A 16226-nucleotide genomic window follows, 5' to 3' on the forward strand; every position below is an offset into this window, starting at 1 on the left:
TTGTGATGGTTTGTTTCGTCAAAACAGTAGATTATCACAATTGCTCTTTATTTTTTAGTGGGGTGCTTATCCCGAACTCAGGTTAAACTATTCTTTTACTTCCTGTGGATTTGTAACTCTTTTTGATTTCTTTGACTATAGTCCGCGATTCTTTGGTCGATTTTGGCGAAGAGGCACAGAGTTTTTGGAAAAGCGTGCCGATGGGCGAATTTGAAGCGATTGCTTGTGTGGTCAAAGCCAGAGACGAAGATTGCGCTCGCATTGCCGCCGTCCGCGTCGCATTTAGCGATGCGCAAGTTCTGCGTTTTGAAAATGCCCTGATTAGCGATGAAGACTTCAGCGATACACAAGCCGGCGATTTCTTCGGTTTCTACGTCGATACGGGTTTGGCCTGCATTGCCGATGCCGAAGCGCATCAAGCCTATCTTGCCTTTGAAAAAGAATGGTATAGTCAAAGAAATGAAAAAGTAGTACAGTAATGCTGCTAACAGGTAGCGCAGAGAGTACGGCGAGATGTGTTTAAACTGTAACTCTTTTTGAATTCTTTGACTATATGCCGCGCATCCCGACGGCAATATCTACGAAGATTATTTCGCCGACCTCTTTGCCGCAAGCGCCAAACAATTCCCCGAATACCAACGCGAAGAAGGCGATTGGCTGAATTATCAAGTCCCTAATACCGCTTGGCACATACCGATGTTCCAAAGCGGCTACGGCGACGGAGATTACCCCGTCTATTTCGGCTTTGACGCGCAGGGCAATATCTGTCAATTAGTCGTGCAATTCTTTGATATTGAGATGGCTTTTGAAGATGATGACGAAGAATAGCGCTTAGCACGGCAGCTTTGCTAGGTTGAACGGCAATCAAAAACCCGACCGTCTCCGATCGGGTTTTTGATTAACAGCATTTGTATCACGATTATAGCCGAATAATTGCAAAAGTATTAAGGACTTAGCTTGCCGTACAGCCTTTCTGTCTGCGGCTAGCCGACTGATACTATTTTTCTACTTCTCCGACCATAATCGATTGACGATAAGTCTCTATTATTTTAAGCACTCAGCAATTGATTGAAAGCTTGCAATTGTTCCGTTAATAATTGATAGCGGCGATATTTTTCCGCATAAGCGGCTTGATGCTCAGGATTGGGAATGTAACGCACAATTTCATTCTTCAAAGCGGCGGCGGCGCTGTTAACATCGGGATAAAGTCCTGTGCCGACCATAGCCGCAATTGCGGCACCTAAACAGCCGGTTTCTTCAATTTGCGGAATTTCCACGATTTTTCCGCTGATATTCGCCAACATTTGCATCCATACCGCGGATTTCGCCGGCCCTCCCGTTACGCGCAAGATTTCTACCTGCGGAAAACGTATACTCATGCGCTGAATATGCCTCATCAAGCTGAACAACACGCCCTCGAAAACCGCCTGATAGATATGCGCTTTTTGATGGAATGATTGCAAACCGTATAAGCCGGCTTGCATACCTAAGCCTGCATTCGATCCATAGAGAAAAGGTAGGAAAAATACGCTGCTTGCCGCTGGCGGCAAATCGGCAATCATCCGATTGACAGCCTGATAGTCCTGATTGCCCAGCAAATCATTAATCCATTCCAAATTAGCGGCTGAGGTCGGACTGGCTTCATGCACGATATATTCCCCTGCTTGTGCCGATTTGCCGTACACAAAGGGTAGGCTTTGGCTGTCGTCAATTTCCCTAGTGATGCCGGTGACTACCGACCAAGTGCCTAATACGACGTTAAGCATATGCTCGCCCGCCAAACCGGCGCACATGGCGGTGGATACGACGTCAAACAATCCGCCGACAATCGGCGTTCCGACTGTTAGCCCCGTCAAAGCGGCGGCTTCTTCGCTTACCCTGCCTGCGATTTCAGTGGCGGCAACGATTGTCGGCAAATGTTCGATAATTTCGCCGATGCCCAGCAATTCAGTGAGGTTTTTATCATAATTCCCTGTGTTGAAATTATATAAATTGGATTCCGAGATATTGGTTTCTTCGCAGGCAATACTGCCGCTTAAGCGGTAGCGCAGATAATCATGCGACATCATCACGGCGCCGATTGCTTGATAACGCTCGGGCTGCTGTTCTTTCAAGGCGCGCAGAATCGATACCGGATGCCCTGTCCATAGGGTTTGTCGCGTATGCGGATAGAGTTTGGCGGGAATTTCTTGGGCTTGATAGGCTTTGACGATCGGCAGGGCGCGTTGATCCGAGGATAAAATGCCTTGTCCAAGCGTATTACCCTTTTTATCCAAGGTAAACAATCCTTTGCCTTGCGCGGAAATACCAATCCCGCGAATGGAGTCGGCAGAAATCTGCGCACATATTTCGCGAATCACTTCCGCCAATACCTGCCATAATTGCTCACCGTCACGCTCGGCATATCCCGGCTGTTCGCTGATTACGGCAAGATTGCGTCTTGCCAGACAGACAGTTTCGCCGCTCGCCTTTACCGCGGCGGCTTTGATAAAAGTACCGCCGCAATCAATTCCAAGCCAATAATCCATTCTTTCCTCTCCTATTAAGAAAAGGGGAACAAGTCCCCTTTTTTCTAAAAAGCCTTATGCGCTTATTCTGCTAAAGCATCAATCGCTTTGGGTAATTCATCACCGTGCTGGTCGATAAACATTTTCCGCACTTCGCCGCCAATCGCTTCGCGGAACGGCGTGGTATCCACATCACGAATGATTTGCAGGCCTTCTTTTTCCATTTGCGCTAGCATTTCCGCTTCTTTATCTGCATTCAGCTGACGTTGATAAGCGCCCGCTTCTTTCGCGGCGCTGATTAAGGCTTCCTGCTGCTCCGCCGGCAAAGCATCGAATTTTGCCTTGTTCATCACAACCAACAAAGGCGTGTAACCATGATTGGTTAAAGACAGGTGTTTTTGTACTTCGTATAATTTTACGGAATACAAAATGCCCACCGGATGCTCTTGCGCGTCAACGGTTTTGGTTTCCAAAGCGGTGTAGAGCTCTGCCAAAGGCATCGGCACCGGATTGGCGCCTAAGATTTCAAATGCTTTGATATACATCGGGTTTTGATTGGTACGGATTTTAAGCCCTTTCACATCCGCCGGCGTTTTGACCGGCTGCTTGGAATTGGAAATGGCACGGAAGCCCACATCCCACCAAGCCAAAGGTTTTAAGCCTTGACCTTCCAAATCTTTCATTAAACCGTCGCCGATTTCGCCGTCCAATACTTTGAAGGCATGTTCTTTATCACGAAAAATAAAGGGAATATCAATTACGTTCAAACGTCCTGCCAACCCCGTGAAATTCGGCGAGCCCGACATTTCGATATCCAAAGTGCCTGAACGCACGCTGCTGATCATCGCTTGCGCATTACCTAGAGCGCTGTCCGGGAACAGCGACAAATCCAATTCGCCGCCGGTTTTTTCTTTCAGCAATTCTTGAAAGCGTTTGGCGGCAATATGCTGCGTATCGCTGCGCGGCGCTTCATAGCCGAATTTCAATTTGCTTGCCGCCTGTGCCGGCGCAAATGCCAATGCCGCGGCGGCGATGACTGCTGCAAGTAAGGTAGGTTTCATATTGTTCTCCTCGTGAGTAAAAACTAGCCGCTAAAGAATTTATACGGCGCAATAATGAGTTGCGGGAAAATAATAAATAAAATCAGCAGCCCGATTAATAAGGCGACATACGGCAGCATGCCCTTCGCCGCTTTGTCGAACGGCATTTTAGTTACGCCCGTGATGACGTTGAGTACATTACCGACCGGCGGCGTAATCAAACCGATAGAAGTGTTTAAGATAAACAAGACGCCGAAATACACGGGATCAATGCCGGCTTCTTTGACCAAAGGCATCAACACCGGGGTAAGAATTAAGACCGTCGGCGTCAAATCCATCACCATGCCGATGATAAAGACGAAGACCATAATCATCGCCAACAATAAAGTCGGCGAATCCAACATCGGCTCCAATAATTCCGTCAGCATTTGCGGCAATTCCGCAATGGTGATAAACCATGAAGGCACACTGGCCGCCGCTACCAAAAACATCACGACGGCAGTCGTTTTCGCCGAGGCTAAAAATACGCCGTATAAATCGCGCATTTTTAATTCGCCGTAAATGAGCATGGCGACGAACAAGGCATAAACGACCGCCACCGCACCCGCTTCGGTCGGTGTGAAAATCTTCATACGGAAACCGCCGATGATAATCACCGGCAGCAGCAAAGCCCAAAAACCTTTTTTCAATGCCTGCCGCACTTCTGCCCATGAGGCTTTTTCCTGCACGTCCAATTGCATATGACGCGCTTGGAAATACCACATCAATGCCAAAGCGCAGCCCATTAAAATGCCGGGAAAGATGCCCGCCATGAAAAGTTTGGTAATCGAAACGCCGCTAGTTACGCCGAAAATAATGAAGGGAATCGAAGGCGGAATAATCGGCGCGATAATGCCAGCCGCGCCGATCAAGCCGGCGGAACGGTTCTCTGGATAGCCTGCCGCTTTCATCATGGGAATCAGCATGGCGGCGACCGCTGCGGTATCCGCCACCGCCGAACCGGACAAACTCGCCATAATCATCGCCGCCATAATCGCCACATAGCCCAAGCCGCCGCGTTTATGTCCGACCAATTTCATCGGCAATTCAATAATGCGGCGCGATAATCCGCCGGCATTCATGATTTCCCCCGCCAGAATAAAGAAGGGAATTGCCATCAGCGAAAAACTGTCCGCACCGCCGACAATGCTTTCGGCAATAATCTGCACGCTGAATTCGTCAAGATAAATCATCATCGCCAAGCCGCAAAGCAACAGCGAAAAAGCAATCGGCACACCGGCAATAATCGCGCCCAAGAGCGTAATGAGGAAAACGGCGATAATCATGCAATCTCTCCTCTTTTAACAATTAGGGCACGCGCCACAATGCGGCTAATCAATATCACGACAAACAGCAAAGCCATTATACAAGCGGCAAGATAATTCACGCCTGTCGGAATACCGGTAATCGGCATATGATTGCTCATGTTTTGCAAACTTAAGCGCGCGCAACCCAAAAGCAATAAGCTGCTTAGACCTAGCATCAGTATATCCAAGGCAATCAGCCAAAGGTTTTGCCAAAAAGGCGGAGCTTTATGTAATAAAACGCTCATCGACACATGCTCGTCTTTATCCAAGACCAAAATAGCACCGATAAAAGTCATCCAAACAAAGAGCACGCGCGACAGCTCTTCGGTCAGCGTAATACCGGAATTAAAACCGTAGCGCAGCACCACATTCAGCACCATTAAAAAAGTCATCAGCGCCAGATTCGCCACCACGAGCAAAGCCAGCACTTGATTAATTTTATCGAGAATTTGCCGCATAAGTCCCCCCTAGAGGCTATCGACGCGAATTTTTACCACGATTTTGCGCACCGCCGCAGGCGTCTCGTCAAGCGCAATCCCCAGACGATGGACGTCGGTCGGGAAAAAGACCGCAAACTGTCCCGCATTGACGATAAGCAGGCTTTCTTGGGCGGGAATTTCGTAGAACAAAATATCGCGGTTTTCATCATAAGGCGTATGCAAAACATTTTGTCCCGTCTCAATCGAAACCGCCATCTGCTCCGCGCCGCGGTAAACGCATTGCACGTCGAGATAAAGACGATGTCGCTCCGCTAAAATTTCCGATGATAATTTCGTCTCATGATCAATCACCTGAGCGAACATTATCTCGTCTTCAATCTCTTGCCGACCTGCCGGCAAAGCCGACAAGTCTTGCGCGCGCAGCCATTCGATCGCCTGAGCGATTTTGGCAGGATAAAGAGATAATTGCGCGCTGGCTAAGGTATCAAAAAACATGGCATTTCCTTATAAAGAACGAATTTTTTCCCAAACGCTGTCCGCAACGGGAATACCGTTTTTATCGTGCTCGGCTCTGATTTTGGCGGCATTATGCCCGGGCAGACGTACGGCTGTTCCCTCCTCTGCCGCAGGACAAGAAGTCACATAATCCATAATCCGCTGTAATTTCTCTTCTTTCGTTTTACCGTCAATCAATTTATTCACATCAATTGCAATGAAAATTTCCGTAACGCCGAATTCGCCGCCTTGATCTTCGGTAATCTCCGGCACGGTTAATCCGCCGCCGGAAAGCAGCATACCGAGCATATCCAATACAATCGACAAGCCGGAACCTTTCCAATAACCCGTCGGCAACAAACGGCGGTTTTTCTCAATCACGCCCGGATCGCGGCATAAATTCCCTTCGTCGTCAAAGCCCGCGTCAATCGGCGTTTGTTTGCCCGCCAAACGCGTGACTTCTAATTTTCCATAAGAAAACATCGAGCACGACATATCCACATAAGTAATCGGATCACTTGGCACGGCAATAATTATCGGATTGGTGCCGATACGCGCCTCTTTGCCTCCCCAAGGCGGCATTGCCGCAATCGAATTGGTCCAACAAATGCCGATATAACCTTTTTCCGCCGCCTGTACGCCATAACTGCCGCCGCGCATCCAGTGATTGGCATTACGCAAAGCCACTACGCCGATACCGTGCGTATCCGCCAAAGCCATGGCGCGATCTATCATTTTCTTGGCAGTTAAATTGCCGATCGAGAGTTTGCCGTCCCATTGCTCAATGGCGCCTAATGACAACACTTTTTCCGCCTCTGCCGCCGGTCGGATATCTCCCTTATCCATCTGCTCGATAAATTTGGGAAAACGATTGACACCATGCGAATACACGCCCGCATAAGTCGTATCGGCAAACATCGCCGCGCAAGCCTCCGCTTTTTCCTCGCTGACCTGACGCGAGAGCAACACACGTTTAAATTCTTGTTTTAATTCGGCATAAGAAAGTTGCATATTTCCTCCCTAAGAAAGTTTTGTGAAAAATATTGTAAAAAATAATCGCTTTTAACATTTTTGTGAATTTTACGAACAAATGTGAGGATTAGCAACAATTTTTTCTGTGATAATGCTGTGCATATATGAATTTTACTGTGCGAAATCCACTTAAATACTAAAAATCCCAATCGATTTGTCTAATTTACCTATGAAACAACACAATCAATCACTCTTTAATTCAAATTAAAAACAGATACATAAACGAAACAATAAATCATTTCCCACTCAGTTTAGCCGCCAGAATTTGTCACAAATAAATAACATGACTTATAATCGCCTTTAACTATTAAACCAAAGGAGACTAACATGTTGAAAAAACTCTTTCTTGCCTTAAGTGCTGCCGCTGTTTTCGGACATGCACAAGCCCAAGAACGCGAATATATTCTCGCCACCGCTACGACAGGCGGTACTTATTACCCCGTCGGCGTTGCTATCTCCACGCTTACCAAAGTAAAAGTTCAATCCGAACATGGCTTTAGTTTATCAGCCATCAGCTCTAGCGGCTCGGATGAAAATATCAGCATGTTGGCTAAAGGCGAGGCGCAGTTTGCTTTGTTGCAAGGTCTGTACGGCTATTATGCTTGGACGGGAACAGGTCCGATGGAAACAGCGGGCAAGCAGGAAAAATTGCGCTCCGTTTCCATGCTGTGGCAGAACGTAGAGCATTTTCTGATTGATGCCAAGCATGTGGATAAAGGAACGGTCAGCGATTATGCCACGCTTAAAGGGCAGCGCATGGCATTAGGTGCGAAAAACTCCGGCACTATCGGTTCGAATGCCGCTATGCTTGAGGGCTTGGGCATCGATATTTTCAAAGATTACAACTTAATTTACGGCGGCTATGATCCGAGTGCGGAGGCTTTGCAAAACCGTCAAGCGGCAGGTACTTCTATTCCCGCCGGCGCGCCTGCAGGTTCCGTGACAAAATTATTTGCATCGGTGGGCAAACAGATTGCCATTTTAGACGTTACGGATGAAGAGCTTGCGAAAATGGATGCCGGACGTAATTTGTGGACGCGCTATGTGATTCCGCAAAATACTTATGTTTCCGTAGAACGCGATATTCAAACGATTGCCCAGCCGAATTTCCTCGCCACAACCGCCGATGTTTCCGAAGAAGATGTTTACCATCTCACGAAGGCGGTATATGAAAATCTCGGTTTCTTGCAAGGCATTCATTCCGCTACCAAAGTGATGGCATTAGAAAAAGCGATTGAAGGCTTGCCGATGCCTTTGCACCCCGGCGCTGCACGCTATTATCAAGAGCAAGGCATTGATATTCCTGAGCGTTTGCTTGCCAAATAATCTCAGCGATTGCCGCTATTTTTATTATCAAGATTTCTTAGGGCAATTGCCGCCCTAAGAAGTCTTTTGTTGTAGTCATGGTGCTTTCTTCCTTAAGCCTGTAAGGCAAGCCCTATTTCAACCGGTAAGGAATGTTTGATGAATAACCCTCTTCGATTTACTGATGAACACAGCAACCATATGCCGCCCAAGGCGCTGATGCTCTTCAATTTCATCGCATTGATGTTGGCTTTATTTTGCATCATCAATGCTTTTTATCCGCTGGTATCCGGCTTAGAACGCAATATGCTGCACGGCGCAGTATTCGTACTACTGGCGGTGAATTATCATCCCCTGCTAAAAAAAGACGGTAAGAGCAAAAGTTCTGTTTTTGATACGGTATTAGGCATTTTGACGGCAACCGCGGTTATCTGGTTTATGCTGGGCGAAGATGCGGCTGCCACGCGCCAAAACGCACAGCAAACGCTGTTTTCCGCCGTCGATTGGTTTTTCGCCGCCTGCTTATTATGCGGATTTCTCGAACTTACCCGCCGTACCACCGGTTTGATTATTCCCATCTTGATGCTGCTGTCGCTTTCCTATATGACATGGCTGGGCAAACTCATGGGCGGCGTATTCTCCTTTAAAGGCTTGTCTTTTGATACTGTCCTCTATCGCACGCTGTACGGCGATGACGGTTTATTCGGCTCTATCGCCTCCATCGCCAGCACCTATGTGTTTTTATTTATTATTTTCGGCGCTTTTCTATTAAGAAGCGGCGCCGGCGATTTTGTGGTGGATTTGGCGCGCGGCGTGGCAGGACGTTTTGTCGGCGGTCCAGGCTGGGTGGCAGTAATTGCCTCGGGACTCACCGGCACGATTTCAGGCTCTGCGGTCGCCAATACCGCCTCCACCGGCGTAATTACCATTCCTTTGATGAAACGCGCAGGTTTTCCTGCCAAATTTTCCGCAGGCGTTGAAGCCGCTGCTTCCACAGGCGGACAAATTATGCCGCCGATTATGGGCGCAGGCGCTTTCGTGATGGCAAGCTACACCCTGATTCCTTACGAACACATCGTAAAAGTTTCCTTCCTCCCTGCCCTCTTATATTTCTTTTCCGTCGCCGTGTTTGTGCGCATCGAAGCGAAAAAGCATAATCTGCAAGCTGTTGCCGATACGGAAGTCAAACCGCTGAAACAGGCGCTCAAAGACCAAGGCGCAAGTTTTATCATCCCGATTGTGCTGCTCATCGTGCTGCTCGGCATAGGCTATACGCCCACCTATGCCGCTGTTGCCGGCATTGTCGCCATCATTGTTTCCAGTTGGTTTACCAAAACCAAAATGGGCATACGCGCCTGCATGGAAGCGCTGATTAGCGGCAGCCGCGGCATGATTATGATGGGTGTCTTGCTGATTGCGGTCGGTGTCGTCATCAACACTATCTCCACAACCGGCATCGGCAATACCTTCTCGCTGATGATTAACCAATGGGCGAACGGCAACCTGTTGATAGCGATTGTCCTGATTGCCATCGCTTCATTAGTGCTGGGCATGGGACTGCCGGTTACCGCCGCCTATATCGTCTTGGCAACGCTCTCCGCACCAGCGCTGACTGCAATGATGGTGGACAGTGAAATACTGCACTTGATCGCTGCCGGCAACCTGCCTGAAGCCGTCAAACCCCTGCTCATGCTTGCCGACCCTAGCATCGTGGAAGCACTCAATGCCCCCATGCCGCCTGAAGCCGCGCGCGAACTCTATGCCAAACTGCCCGATGCCCTGCGCTATTCTCTGCGCGAACAAGCGGTAAACAAAGAATTTTATGAAGTCGCGCTTCTATCCGCGCATATGATTATTTTCTGGCTCTCGCAAGATTCTAACGTTACCCCGCCTGTCTGTTTGGCTGCCTTTACCGCCGCCACCATCGCCAAAACGCCGCCCATGGCAACCGGATTTACCAGCTGGAAACTGGCGAAAGGCTTGTACATCATGCCGATTCTCTTTGCCTATACCCCATTTTTAGCGGGCGATTTTAGCGAAAGCCTGAAAATTTTCGCCTTTGCCTGCGTGGGTATCTATGCTCTTGCCGCCGCCATGCAAGGCGGCATGGAACGCCCCTTGCCGTGGATATGGCGGATACTCTGCGGCTTCTGCGGCATTGCCCTGCTTTGGCCGGAAGACCTCTATCGTCTGCTGGGACTTGCCATCTTTGCTGTCATCTTTGCCGCCCAATTCAAACTACTGAAACCCGCCACGACACAAACGGCGGATGACAATTGGTAAACCAAAGAAAGAACACATGATTCACACAGACATTCTCATCATCGGCGCAGGCATAGTCGGACTCTCCACCGCAATGGAAGTGCGCCGTCGCTTTCCGCATCTCTCTCTTACTTTAGTGGAAAAAGAATCCCGCCCTGCCGTTCATCAAACCGGACACAACAGCGGCGTCATCCATGCCGGCGTCTATTATCCACCCGGAAGCCGCAAGGCAGAACTCTGCCGTGCCGGCAATGCCGCCACTAAAACCTTTTGCGATGAACACAGCATCGCCTACGATATCTGCGGCAAACTCATCGTCGCCACGCAGGAAGAAGAGATGCCGCGTCTGCAAGCGCTTTACCAACGTGCGGCAGAAAACGGACTGGAACGCCACTGGTGGAGCGGCGCCGAACTTGCCGAACGCGAACCCAATATTCGCGGCTTGGCAGCATTTTTTGTGCCCTCTAGCGGTATTGCTTCCTACCGACAAATCGCCGAAAAAATGGCGGCATTACTCGAAAAAGACGGCGTCAGCCTACACTTTGACTGCGAAGTGCAAAGCATCCGTGAAAGCGCTAATGAAATTCTCGTCATTGCAGGCGACAAAGAAATCCGCGCCCGCTACCTCATTGCCTGTGCAGGATTGCATGCCGACCGTATTGCCGACATGGCAGGACTTCAGCCGGATTTCCGCATCTGCCCATTTCGTGGCGAATACTACCAACTGCCGCCAAGCCACAATGCCATCGTCAAACACCTCATCTATCCCGTGCCGGAACCCGGCGTCCCCTTTCTCGGCGTACATTTGACCCGCATGATTGACGGCTCCGTTACCGTCGGGCCCTCCGCCGTATTGGCAATGGCGCGCGAAGGCTATCGCAAACGCGACATCAGTCCGCGCGATCTCTGGCATATGTTTTCCTATGCCGGCATCCGCAAAGTACTGAAAAAAAACCTGCGCCACGGACTGAAAGAACAACGCAACGCTTGGTTCAAACGCGGTTATCTCGGCGAAGTTCAGCGTTACTGCCCATCAATACGGCTCGAAGATTTACGCCCCTATCCTGCCGGCATCCGCGCCCAAGCCGTCAGCGCCGACGGCAAACTAGTAGAAGATTTTCATTGGCTGCAAAGCGAGCGCAGCCTGCACGTCTGCAATGCACCCTCGCCTGCCGCCACCTCCGCTATTCCGATTGGGCGCGAAATTATCAAACATATTGAAAATGTCTTAAACAGTTTATAAATTCAATCAAAAAAGCGGTGATTTTGACTTCACCGCTTTTCATTTTATAACAATAACTTGTACTAATAAGTCATTGCCATATGGCTATTTTATTCATCAATACAACAGCTAAGCTTTTTTCACAAACTCCGATTTCAGCATCATTGCCACGCCGTCGATTTTGCAATCGATATTGTGATCGCCCTCAGGCACTATAGTCAAAGATTTCAAAAAGAGTTACAGTTTTGATTCATTTTGCTGTACTCTCTATAACGCTCGCAGCTTGATATTTTGTGTCACTTTTTCAGTTCTTCGACTATAAGCGGATATTTTTCACTTTGGTACCTTGTTTGATGGACTCATTGCTGCCTTTTAATTTCAGCGCCTTGATTAAAGTAACCGTATCGCCGTCATTCAATATATTGCCGAAAGCATCTTTAACCGCTTGCTCTGCTGTTTGCGCCGATACCTAGGCCTCCTGCCATTCATGCGCGCATTCCGGACACACATTATTCACGCCGTCAAAATAACCGTATTCGCCCGCACATTGCGGACAAGCGATTCCCGTCATAAAACCCTCCAATCCATACTAATCAAGCCGCCTTCCAATTCGCCATGCAGACGATCGCCGCTGACCAACGCACCCACGCCGGCAGGCGTACCGGTAAATAACAAATCGCCTTCTCTTAAAGAAAAATGGCGGCTGATAAAGGCAATTTGCTCGGCAATCGGGAAAATCATCAGGCGAGAATCGCCTTCTTGGCGCAATTCATCATTGATATGCAGAGAAAAATTCAAATAAGACCAGTCGGCAATCGTATCCGCGCTGACAAACTCCGATACGCAAGCGGCATGTTCAAAACCTTTTGCCAATTCCCAAGGCCATGATTTGGCTTGCAGTTTGGCTTGCACATCGCGAGCAGTCAAATCCAAGCCAATGGCAATACCGCCGATATGCGACAAAGCCTCCGCCTCTGCAATATCGCATCCGCCCTTGCCGATTTGCAAAACCAATTCCGTTTCATAATGCACATCCTGCGAATAGGTCGGCAAACGGATATCCGCCGCCGTATTCAGCGCGGTAATCGGTTTGCAGAAAATCACGGGCATATCGGGCTTGCTGTTATTCAGCTCCTCAATATGCGCCACATAATTGCGGGCGATGCAGAAAATCGTACCGACCGGGCGCGAACTGCCGTCTTGAAAATAGATGTCGTTCATTTTTCGTTCTTATTGAAAATCCGGCTTATTATAGTGTCTTCATTCGATATAAGACGAATAAATCCTCACATTAAGCTTGGCAATGCTGCAAGTTTGCTGCCGCAAATAAGGCTATAATGCACGCTTTGTTTATCCGAACTGCTATGCCCAAACACGCTCTCATCGCCCGATTACCGCCTTTGCAGACCCCGAAATGGCTGCGCGGCGGCAATATCGAAACTCTGTACGCCAAAAGTCTGCAATCTCCTGCGCCGCCTTATCGCCGCGAGTTGCTGCCTAATCATGAAAACAGCGGCATGCTGGCTTTTGATTTTTTAGACAGTCCCCATCCCGATGCGCCTTTGCTGCTGCATTTTCACGGACTGGAGGGCAGCAGCCGCAGTCATTATGCGGTAGCTTTGATGCTTGCCGCGCAAGCGCGCGGCTGGCATGCGGTGGTGGCGCATTTTTCCAGCTGCGGCGGCGTGGCGGCGCAGAAGTATTATCACAGCGGCGATACGGCGGCGATTGCCCATGCCCTTAAGCTGATGCAGGCACGCTATCCGCGCATTTACGCAGTCGGGGTTTCTTTAGGCGGCAATGCTTTGGCGAAATATTTGGGCGAATGCGGTCGTGCAAATATTTCTTGCGGTTTGCAGGCGGCGGCGGTGGTCTCCGCGCCGGTGGATTTGACCGCTTCCAGCCTAGCGATTAGCCAAGGCTTGCCGCGTCTGCTTTATACGCCTTATTTTCTCAGCAGCTTGCGCAAAAAAGTGCCTGCCGATGCCAAAGCAGTCAAACTCCGCTCTTTAGCCGATTTCGACAATGCCTACACCGCACCGCTCAACGGCTTTATTGATGCCGCCGATTATTATCGCCGCGCCGCCGCCAAACCCTATCTGTGCAACATCAGCCTGCCCACTCTGCTGATTAACGCGCATAACGACCCCTTTTTACCGCCTGAAGCGATGCCGCAAGAAGCGGAGGTTTCGCCGCAAGTCTATTTATTGCAACCGCGCAGCGGCGGACATGTTGGCTTTGTCTCAGGCACAGGACGCGGACATCTGCGCTGGATGCCCGAAACCGTATTCCGATTTTTTGACGAGATTAGCCATGCATGATGATCACTTTCAACTGGTCGCCGATTACGCCCCCGCCGGCGACCAACCTGCTGCAATCGCCGGCATTTTAGCCGGACTGGAAAACGGACTTGCCAAGCAAACCCTGCTCGGCGTTACCGGCTCGGGCAAAACCTTTACCATGGCAAATGTCATCGCCAAAGCCAACCGCCCTGCCCTGATTCTTGCGCCCAACAAAACCCTTGCCGCCCAGCTCTACGGCGAAATGCGCGAATTTTTTCCGCATAATGCGGTGGAATACTTCGTCTCTTATTACGACTACTACCAGCCTGAAGCCTATGTGCCGGCCTCAGACACTTTTATTGAAAAAGACGCCTCCATCAATGAACACATTGAGCAAATGCGCCTTTCCGCCACCAAAGCCATCTTAGAACGCCGCGACACCATCATCGTCGCCTCCGTTTCCTCTATTTACGGTTTGGGCGATCCGCGCCTCTACATGCAGATGGTGCTGCACTTAAACCGCGGCACCCGCATCGACAGCCGCGAAATGCTCTCGCGCCTCGCCGAACTGCAATACACCCGCAACGACACGCAACTGCTGCGCGGCACTTTTCGCGTACGCGGCGACATCATCGATATCATGCCGGCGGAAAGCGATTGGTATGCGGTGCGCGTAGAACTCTTTGACGACGAAATCGACAGCATCCGCTACTTCGACCCGCTGACAGGCGAAATGCTCGACCAAATCCCGCGCATCACCATCTACCCCAAAACCCACTACGCCACCCCGCGCCATACCATCTTAGAAGCGATTGAAAGCATTAAAATCGAGCTGCGCGAACGCCTTGCCCAATTGCAGGCGCAAAACAAACTCGTGGAAATGCAACGTCTGGAACAACGCACCCGCTTCGACATTGAAATGATGCAGGAATTAGGCTACTGCTCGGGCGTGGAAAACTACTCGCGCTACCTCTCGGGACGCGCCGCCGGCGAACCGCCGCCGACCCTGCACGACTACCTGCCGCCCGATGCCCTGCTGATTATCGACGAAAGCCACGTTACCATTCCCCAGCTCAACGGCATGTACCGCGGCGACCGCTCGCGCAAAGAAACCCTTGTCGAATACGGTTTCCGTCTGCCCTCCGCCCTAGACAACCGCCCGCTACGCTTTGAAGAATTCGAAGCCATCGCCCCGCAGACCATCTACATCTCCGCCACCCCCGGCGCTTACGAACTGGCAGAAAGCGGCGACATCATCGAACAAGTCGTGCGCCCCACCGGATTGCTCGACCCCGTCGTCGAAGTCCGCCCTGTCGCCATACAAGTCGATGACGTATTAAGCGAAATCCGCAAACGCGCCGCCATTGACGAACGCGTACTCATCACCACCCTGACCAAAAAAATGAGCGAAGATTTAACCGACTTCCTCATGGAACACGGCGTGCGCGTGCGCTATATCCACAGTGATGTTAATACCGTCGAGCGTATGGAAATCATCCGCGACCTGCGCTTAGGCGAATTTGACGTATTAGTCGGCATCAACCTGCTGCGCGAAGGCTTGGATATGCCAGAAGTCTCCTTAGTCGCCATCTTTGATGCCGACAAAGAAGGCTTTTTACGCGGCGAACGCGCCCTTATCCAAACTATCGGACGCGCTGCGCGTAACGCCAACGGCATGGCGATTCTCTATGCCGACCGCATCACCCAATCCATGCAAAAAGCCATGGATGAAACCGCCCGCCGCCGCGAAAAACAAATCGCGCACAATAATGCCCACGGCATCACACCGCAGACCATCCGCAAAAAAGTCGCGGATGTGATGGAAGGCGCGAATATCGCCGTCAAAGCGAAAAAAGCCCACCAAGAGAAAAGCGGCAAAGCGCCTGAGCAAATAAGCGCGGCGGAAGCGGAAAAACTGATGAAAAAACTGGAAAAAGACATGCTGGCGCATGCTCGAGATTTGGAATTTGAAAAAGCCGCCGCCCTGCGCGACCAAATCAAAGCCTTGGAAAAAATGATTTATATCGACCAAGCTTAAATATACGACATCCGAGCTTTACAGAAGGCTCTAGACTAGCAGAATCACTCTGTTAGACTAGAAAAATGAGATACAACAGTAAATTAAGCAGATATCATCTCAGAAAAATTATTCGCCACTTTTGTGCCGATATTGAAGCCTCAAAAACCGCTTTGCTGACCGGTTTTAATCGCAATACCATCAATCATTGGTACAACATCTTTCGTCAGGAAATCTATCGCCATCAGAGTGAACTTAAGGAACAACTCTATGGAAGC

At 49.9% G+C, this 16226-nt stretch carries 14 protein-coding genes and 3 pseudogenes; 8 read left to right on the forward strand and 9 right to left on the reverse strand.

Annotated features, from left to right (window positions below; genetic code table 11):
- Window positions 1–131: 131 nt before the first annotated feature.
- Together ACJHVI_RS01330 and ACJHVI_RS01335 are read left to right on the forward strand one after the other, a co-directional pair.
- Window positions 132–479, forward strand: a complete 348-nt coding sequence (locus ACJHVI_RS01330) for a DUF4241 domain-containing protein (protein ID WP_483182783.1) — start codon at window positions 132–134, stop codon at window positions 477–479.
- A 94-nt stretch (window positions 480–573) separates the two neighbouring features.
- A pseudogene (locus ACJHVI_RS01335) lies at window positions 574–828 on the forward strand (DUF4241 domain-containing protein); the annotation flags it as partial.
- 221 nt (window positions 829–1049) lie between these two features.
- Here ACJHVI_RS01335 and ACJHVI_RS01340 read toward each other — a convergent pair.
- The 6 genes from ACJHVI_RS01340 to yiaK all read right to left on the reverse strand — a co-directional run bounded on the left by ACJHVI_RS01340 (window position 1050) and on the right by yiaK (window position 6839).
- Window positions 1050–2528 carry an FGGY-family carbohydrate kinase gene (locus tag ACJHVI_RS01340; protein WP_483182784.1) on the reverse strand — a complete coding sequence of 493 codons (1479 nt, stop codon included), beginning with the start codon at window positions 2526–2528 and terminating at the stop codon, window positions 1050–1052.
- A 62-nt stretch (window positions 2529–2590) separates the two neighbouring features.
- On the reverse strand, window positions 2591–3568 hold the full coding sequence (locus ACJHVI_RS01345; protein WP_483182785.1) for a TRAP transporter substrate-binding protein: 978 nt from the start codon (window positions 3566–3568) through the stop codon (window positions 2591–2593).
- A 23-nt stretch (window positions 3569–3591) separates the two neighbouring features.
- Window positions 3592–4872 (reverse strand): TRAP transporter large permease subunit, encoded by a 1281-nt coding sequence (locus ACJHVI_RS01350; protein WP_483182786.1) that lies wholly within the window; start codon window positions 4870–4872, stop codon window positions 3592–3594.
- Window positions 4869–5351 carry a TRAP transporter small permease gene (locus tag ACJHVI_RS01355; protein WP_483182787.1) on the reverse strand — a complete coding sequence of 161 codons (483 nt, stop codon included), beginning with the start codon at window positions 5349–5351 and terminating at the stop codon, window positions 4869–4871. The genes ACJHVI_RS01350 and ACJHVI_RS01355 overlap by 4 nt, the downstream gene beginning before the upstream one ends.
- Window positions 5352–5360: 9 nt before the next feature.
- On the reverse strand, window positions 5361–5828 hold the full coding sequence (locus ACJHVI_RS01360) for a NanQ anomerase/TabA/YiaL family protein (protein ID WP_483182788.1): 468 nt from the start codon (window positions 5826–5828) through the stop codon (window positions 5361–5363).
- A 9-nt stretch (window positions 5829–5837) separates the two neighbouring features.
- Window positions 5838–6839 (reverse strand): 3-dehydro-L-gulonate 2-dehydrogenase, encoded by a 1002-nt coding sequence (gene yiaK, locus ACJHVI_RS01365; protein ID WP_483182789.1) that lies wholly within the window; start codon window positions 6837–6839, stop codon window positions 5838–5840.
- 348 nt (window positions 6840–7187) lie between these two features.
- On the opposite strand from yiaK, the gene ACJHVI_RS01370 reads away from it, so the two are divergent.
- The 3 genes from ACJHVI_RS01370 to lhgO all read left to right on the forward strand — a co-directional run bounded on the left by ACJHVI_RS01370 (window position 7188) and on the right by lhgO (window position 11670).
- The gene (locus ACJHVI_RS01370) at window positions 7188–8186 is read left to right on the forward strand and encodes a TAXI family TRAP transporter solute-binding subunit (RefSeq protein ID WP_483182790.1); all 999 of its coding nucleotides are present in this window, start codon (window positions 7188–7190) and stop codon (window positions 8184–8186) included.
- A gap of 138 nt (window positions 8187–8324) precedes the next feature.
- Window positions 8325–10448 carry a TRAP transporter permease gene (locus ACJHVI_RS01375; protein ID WP_483182791.1) on the forward strand — a complete coding sequence of 708 codons (2124 nt, stop codon included), beginning with the start codon at window positions 8325–8327 and terminating at the stop codon, window positions 10446–10448.
- Between the two features lie 16 nt (window positions 10449–10464).
- Window positions 10465–11670 (forward strand): L-2-hydroxyglutarate oxidase, encoded by a 1206-nt coding sequence (gene lhgO, locus ACJHVI_RS01380; protein WP_483182792.1) that lies wholly within the window; start codon window positions 10465–10467, stop codon window positions 11668–11670.
- 108 nt (window positions 11671–11778) lie between these two features.
- On the opposite strand, the gene ACJHVI_RS01385 is transcribed toward lhgO, so the two are convergent.
- From ACJHVI_RS01385 to ACJHVI_RS01395, 3 genes and pseudogenes are all read right to left on the reverse strand, one after another.
- Window positions 11779–11862, reverse strand: coding sequence for a PhnA domain-containing protein (locus tag ACJHVI_RS01385; protein WP_483182796.1), 84 nt, complete (start codon window positions 11860–11862; stop codon window positions 11779–11781).
- A gap of 103 nt (window positions 11863–11965) precedes the next feature.
- Window positions 11966–12220: pseudogene (locus tag ACJHVI_RS01390) on the reverse strand (zinc ribbon domain-containing protein YjdM).
- On the reverse strand, window positions 12217–12870 hold the full coding sequence (locus ACJHVI_RS01395) for a fumarylacetoacetate hydrolase family protein (protein WP_483182793.1): 654 nt from the start codon (window positions 12868–12870) through the stop codon (window positions 12217–12219). The pseudogene ACJHVI_RS01390 and the gene ACJHVI_RS01395 overlap by 4 nt, the downstream one beginning before the upstream one ends.
- Before the next feature lie 143 nt (window positions 12871–13013).
- On the opposite strand from ACJHVI_RS01395, the gene ACJHVI_RS01400 reads away from it, so the two are divergent.
- The 3 genes and pseudogenes from ACJHVI_RS01400 to ACJHVI_RS01410 form a co-directional block, all read left to right on the forward strand.
- Complete coding sequence (locus tag ACJHVI_RS01400; protein WP_483182794.1) at window positions 13014–13970, forward strand: YheT family hydrolase; 957 nt, start codon at window positions 13014–13016, stop codon at window positions 13968–13970.
- Complete coding sequence (gene uvrB, locus ACJHVI_RS01405) at window positions 13963–15969, forward strand: excinuclease ABC subunit UvrB (RefSeq protein ID WP_483182795.1); 2007 nt, start codon at window positions 13963–13965, stop codon at window positions 15967–15969. Before ACJHVI_RS01400 ends, uvrB begins: the two co-directional genes overlap by 8 nt.
- Before the next feature lie 65 nt (window positions 15970–16034).
- Window positions 16035–16226, forward strand: a pseudogene (locus tag ACJHVI_RS01410) (IS1595 family transposase); the annotation flags it as partial.

Source organism: Suttonella sp., assembly GCF_056855035.1.

What these genes read in the sequence shown, in the direction of transcription:
- ACJHVI_RS01340 (WP_483182784.1), bottom strand. Translation starts at nt 2,528, where the DNA reads ATGGATTATTGGCTTGGAATTGATTGCGGCGGTACTTTTATCAAAGCC.
- ACJHVI_RS01345 (WP_483182785.1), bottom strand. Translation starts at nt 3,568, where the DNA reads ATGAAACCTACCTTACTTGCAGCAGTCATCGCCGCCGCGGCATTGGCA.
- ACJHVI_RS01350 (WP_483182786.1), bottom strand. Translation starts at nt 4,872, where the DNA reads ATGATTATCGCCGTTTTCCTCATTACGCTCTTGGGCGCGATTATTGCC.
- ACJHVI_RS01355 (WP_483182787.1), bottom strand. Translation starts at nt 5,351, where the DNA reads ATGCGGCAAATTCTCGATAAAATTAATCAAGTGCTGGCTTTGCTCGTG.
- ACJHVI_RS01360 (WP_483182788.1), bottom strand. Translation starts at nt 5,828, where the DNA reads ATGTTTTTTGATACCTTAGCCAGCGCGCAATTATCTCTTTATCCTGCC.
- yiaK (WP_483182789.1), bottom strand. Translation starts at nt 6,839, where the DNA reads ATGCAACTTTCTTATGCCGAATTAAAACAAGAATTTAAACGTGTGTTG.
- ACJHVI_RS01370 (WP_483182790.1), top strand. Translation starts at nt 7,188, where the DNA reads ATGTTGAAAAAACTCTTTCTTGCCTTAAGTGCTGCCGCTGTTTTCGGA.
- ACJHVI_RS01375 (WP_483182791.1), top strand. Translation starts at nt 8,325, where the DNA reads ATGAATAACCCTCTTCGATTTACTGATGAACACAGCAACCATATGCCG.
- lhgO (WP_483182792.1), top strand. Translation starts at nt 10,465, where the DNA reads ATGATTCACACAGACATTCTCATCATCGGCGCAGGCATAGTCGGACTC.
- ACJHVI_RS01395 (WP_483182793.1), bottom strand. Translation starts at nt 12,870, where the DNA reads ATGAACGACATCTATTTTCAAGACGGCAGTTCGCGCCCGGTCGGTACG.
- ACJHVI_RS01400 (WP_483182794.1), top strand. Translation starts at nt 13,014, where the DNA reads ATGCCCAAACACGCTCTCATCGCCCGATTACCGCCTTTGCAGACCCCG.
- uvrB (WP_483182795.1), top strand. Translation starts at nt 13,963, where the DNA reads ATGCATGATGATCACTTTCAACTGGTCGCCGATTACGCCCCCGCCGGC.